Annotated in this window: 3 protein-coding genes and 2 pseudogenes; 2 read left to right on the top strand and 3 right to left on the bottom strand. The window is 57.0% G+C overall.

Annotated features, from left to right (window positions below; translation table 11 throughout):
* Positions 1-388 precede the first annotated feature (388 nt).
* Positions 389-928: a hypothetical protein gene (locus tag M2360_RS26750; protein WP_280778434.1), complete on the top strand. Its 540-nt coding sequence runs from the start codon at positions 389-391 to the stop codon at positions 926-928.
* 540 nt (positions 929-1,468) lie between these two features.
* On the opposite strand, the gene M2360_RS26745 is transcribed toward M2360_RS26750, so the two are convergent.
* Together M2360_RS26745 and M2360_RS26740 are read right to left on the bottom strand one after the other, a co-directional pair.
* A complete protein-coding gene (locus M2360_RS26745) occupies positions 1,469-1,852 on the bottom strand; it encodes a type II toxin-antitoxin system VapC family toxin (RefSeq protein WP_280778433.1) in 384 nt (127 codons plus the stop codon).
* Positions 1,849-2,049: a type II toxin-antitoxin system VapB family antitoxin gene (locus tag M2360_RS26740; protein ID WP_280778432.1), complete on the bottom strand. Its 201-nt coding sequence runs from the start codon at positions 2,047-2,049 to the stop codon at positions 1,849-1,851. Before M2360_RS26740 ends, M2360_RS26745 begins: the two co-directional genes overlap by 4 nt.
* 341 nt (positions 2,050-2,390) lie before the next feature.
* On the opposite strand from M2360_RS26740, the pseudogene M2360_RS26735 reads away from it, so the two are divergent.
* Positions 2,391-2,558, top strand: a pseudogene (locus M2360_RS26735) (IS5/IS1182 family transposase); the annotation flags it as partial.
* Positions 2,559-2,619: 61 nt separating this feature from the next.
* Here the strand turns inward: M2360_RS26735 and M2360_RS26730 are convergent.
* Positions 2,620-3,786 (bottom strand): annotated as a pseudogene (locus M2360_RS26730) (hypothetical protein); the annotation flags it as partial.

The raw sequence follows: 3,786 nt of genomic DNA, 5'->3' as shown, positions 1-3,786 counted from the left end.
CAGAGACGAGCGCGCCTGCCGCTAGAAGCAACCGCCGCCCCCGTCGATGTCCCGGCTTATACAAACCGACCCTCATATCGTCAATAACAAAATTCCATCGCGCAAAAGAAAGATGATAAGTGATTGATATTTCTATGAAGTTTCCGTGACGGTTCTGTGAATGCGCAAAATGCAATCACAACATGCACAATTCCGCGCCAGCCAACTTGCCACGCAGGGGCTTTTCAGCTGAGCTGCGCATCAGCGCTCAGCGGCCCCCTTTCCGACATCGCGTGGGGAGCGCCACATTGCGGCCCCCCCACGTGAGAGGATCGGACAAGCGCGTTGGCGGCCTGCTTGGCGACGTCTTCGGGCGTGATGCCGAAATAGGCGTGGAGTTCCTTATAGCTTGAGCACGATCATGATGAAGACGATGGGAGTTCATATCGATCCAGTCGTCATCACCGACGCCCTGACGTCTTCTATTTTTCTCGAATATGCTCCTGACCGCAGCACATACCAGACGGGCGCGGCATATGACCTTATCGTGCGGCTTGCTTCGGAAATCAAAGCCTTCAATCAAGCCGCGACTGCCGAAACTTTGGAACTTATATATGCCTATGCGCCGGCCCGTATCGGGCGTGACAACAAATCGCACCGCATGCTGGGCGATAAACTGGCGTTGCTCGTCAGCCTTGAAATCCGTAGGTTCAACATCATCACGCTATGCGCGGTATTGGCAAAATTCCTCGACGGCCAGCCGGTTGAGAAACCGCAGTTATGCCGTTCTCTCCTATACATGGCTTCCAGGCGAAAATCGACGAAGAGTGTGCCCGGCGATCTCAAATCGAGCCCAACGGGCGCAGTCTGGTGGCCAATTCTCAGCGACGTCGGCCACGCTTCTCCGCTTCATCATCGAAGCCAGGTGGTTTTGTTTTTACCCAATTAACGAACTTCTGAATCGCGGGGTCCTCGAGAATAGCTGAGACCGTGGAGAATTTCTTTGCCAGCTGGGCGTCCGTGAAGGCTGCATGTATGTGGCTATGGCATATCCGGTGCAATGGAACCTTGATCTTGCCACCCTTGCTCCTGGGAACAAGATGGTGGTCCTCGATCTGGTCGTCAGGTATTACCCGCTCGCAGAGCGGGCAGATAACGGGCTCCGACTCAACATCTTCCGAAGCAAAATCCTCTCTGTGCTTGCGTGCCATCGATTTGGTGTCTCTCCATCGGCTGTCAGAGTGCGTCCGCGCCGCTTCGATAGACCATCCCCGACATGCCGACAACACCAAGCCGCTTTCAACAAGGCGCTTGCGTTTGCATCGGAGGAACAGAGGGAGTAAAGACGATCAGACCGATTGGGCTATCATCGAGACGAGCGATAAGGAATTATACAATATTGCCCATGAGTTGCGGTCTCGCTTTGGCAGGACGTCGGTTCACATCGGTTCAAGGGCCAAATATTACTAGGCTGTCCCGCGTTGCGGTTCTAATGTGATGCCTGCGCATGCGGATGAAGCGCCGCACCAACTTTCTTTGCTGCGGCCGCCAGGCGCTTATCTCTTGTCCACAAACTAGACCGCTGGTCGAGCAGTGTTGAAGTCAACAAGTGCGCGTCTGTGTAACCGATCCCCATGCTGAATATCGAATGCCGATCGATTACCATCATTACCTCTGTATGGGTCGCGATCATTGCTTCGCGTTGAGCTGCCAAGAAGGCAAGCACTGCATCCCGCTCTCGCAGGCTACCAAGCGCAAGTTCGCCGACAACGAAAGGGTGGCAAAGCAGCCGGTCATCATTGATGATTTTTCGTAGCTCGGCGTCCCCGTATCGAAAATGATCTATCCAGATTGAGGTGTCGACCAGGATCACTTGGCTACGTCGCTCCGCCGGCGAGGCGACGCCTCAGCTTCGGGCATAGAGCCGCCAAGCGCGATCAGCCTTTTGCCGGATTCCACACGCACCAGCGTCTCCAGCGCTTGTCGAACAAGAGCTGCTGTCTCCTTCGTGCCTGTGAGGGACTTGGCACGTTCCAGGAGATCGTCGTCGAGATTTATGGTGGATCGCATATCAATCTCCCGCAGATGAGTAGCTAAACTAGCACCATTTGGTGCGAAAATCGACGTCTCATTTAGTGCGGCTGATATCCTCATGTTTTGCGGGTCGTGGGTTTGACTGGTTCAAGAGCGGAGACGACTGACTGTGTGGGCCAGCTATTCATCCGACCGGCTATGCGGCTTTCCAATCCGGACGAGGATGTACGCCGCGAGGGCCGCCATTGTAGCCTCCGCCAAACACGCCAAGACTGTATCGAGCCAACCCAGCCTCGCGAGCAACAAAGCATAAAGGCCGGGGCGATAGGGGTCATTCTGACACTGCCGAAAGTTTGCAACAGGCCCGGATGAAGTGGCTGGTAGAGACAGCGATCGGTCGCTACAAGTCGATCATCGGACGCCGGCTGCGAGAACGCTCATTCGCGGCACAACTGACGGAAGTTGCCATCGGCTGCGCGATCCTCAATCGAATGCTGGACTGCGCACGCCCGAAATCCCTCCGGTGCAGAACAGCGACCGCATAGCCGCAGAATCAAAGACCGAATTCCGCTCGCACTACGATCGATGCACCCGCGCCTGAGGGCATCAGAGATCGAAATCCGACGCAGCCAGCTTTTTGGTCGAATGAATTTCAATCACAAAATCGTCCTTGCCGTCACCATTGACGTCGCCATGCAGATAATAGCCCGATTTGTCGCCGTCTAGGCGCAACTCGCCGGGGGTTTTGGAGTATTTGTCCGAGCCGATGAAGTCGAAATCCTGGTCCCCGCTGCGTTTGGCATTGGCGTCGAGGTCGGACAGATCGATCACGTCCTTCTGGGCGTGCCGGAAGTCCATGACCGCGTCAGCTTTGGCCTTGCTGGCGCCAGTATCCGACAGTTTCGAGAAGACAAAGACGTCTGCCCCGCTGCCGCCATAGAGATCGTCGGCCCCGGCGCCGCCGGCCAGACGATCATTGCCGTCATCGCCCTTAAGGACGTCATTGCCGGCGTCGCCGAACAGGCGGTCATTGCCGGCCCCGCCATAGATCGTATCGACGCCGCCCTGTCCAGAGAGCGTATCATTGCCGCCCAGCCCCCTGATCACTTCGTTCAGCGAGGAGCCGGTGATCTTGTCCGCCTTGGCCGAGCCCGTCAGCGGCTCCGTCACTGCGGTAAAGGTGACCGTCAAGGTCGACTGCGCGGTCTCAACGCCGTCTGTGGCCATATAGGTCACCTTCACCGTGGCTTTCTTGGAGCCGTCGATATCCGCACCCGTATATGTGACGGACAGGGAGCCGTCATTGGCGATCGTCACCACGCCATCGCCCGATGTCACGACCGCGCTGGTGACCGACAGGTCATAGTCGTCGAAGGCCGCGTCATTGGCGAGCACAGCAACCTTCGCCGTCTTGTTCTCAGCAACGGTCGCAACATCGGTTGCCAGTTGCGGCGCTGCATGTTGGGTGACAGTATCATCGTCAGAAAAGGAGATGCCAGCCGACGAAAAGGCCTTGACCTGGGAGGAGGTCAGCAAGACGGCCTCGTCAGAGAGATCGATCACGCTAATGCCGCTGGCGGCCAGGGCGGCGATTTGGTCCTCAGTCAGCGCCTTTGCCTCCGCGCCTGTCATCGTCGCTTCGAGCGTGTCGACATTGGCGGCCAGCAGGGCAGAGCCATCGCTCGCCGTCAGCGCAGTTGCTTCGGCATAACTCAGGCTGACGGTCACGGCATCTGCAGACGTCAAAGCAATATCTGCATTCACCAACGCCTG

The organism is Rhizobium sp. SG_E_25_P2 (assembly GCF_029892285.1).
Lineage (GTDB): Bacteria > Pseudomonadota > Alphaproteobacteria > Rhizobiales > Rhizobiaceae > Rhizobium_E.
Note: the sequence above shows the minus strand (reverse complement) of the source record. Positions and strands in the feature narration are given on the sequence as shown.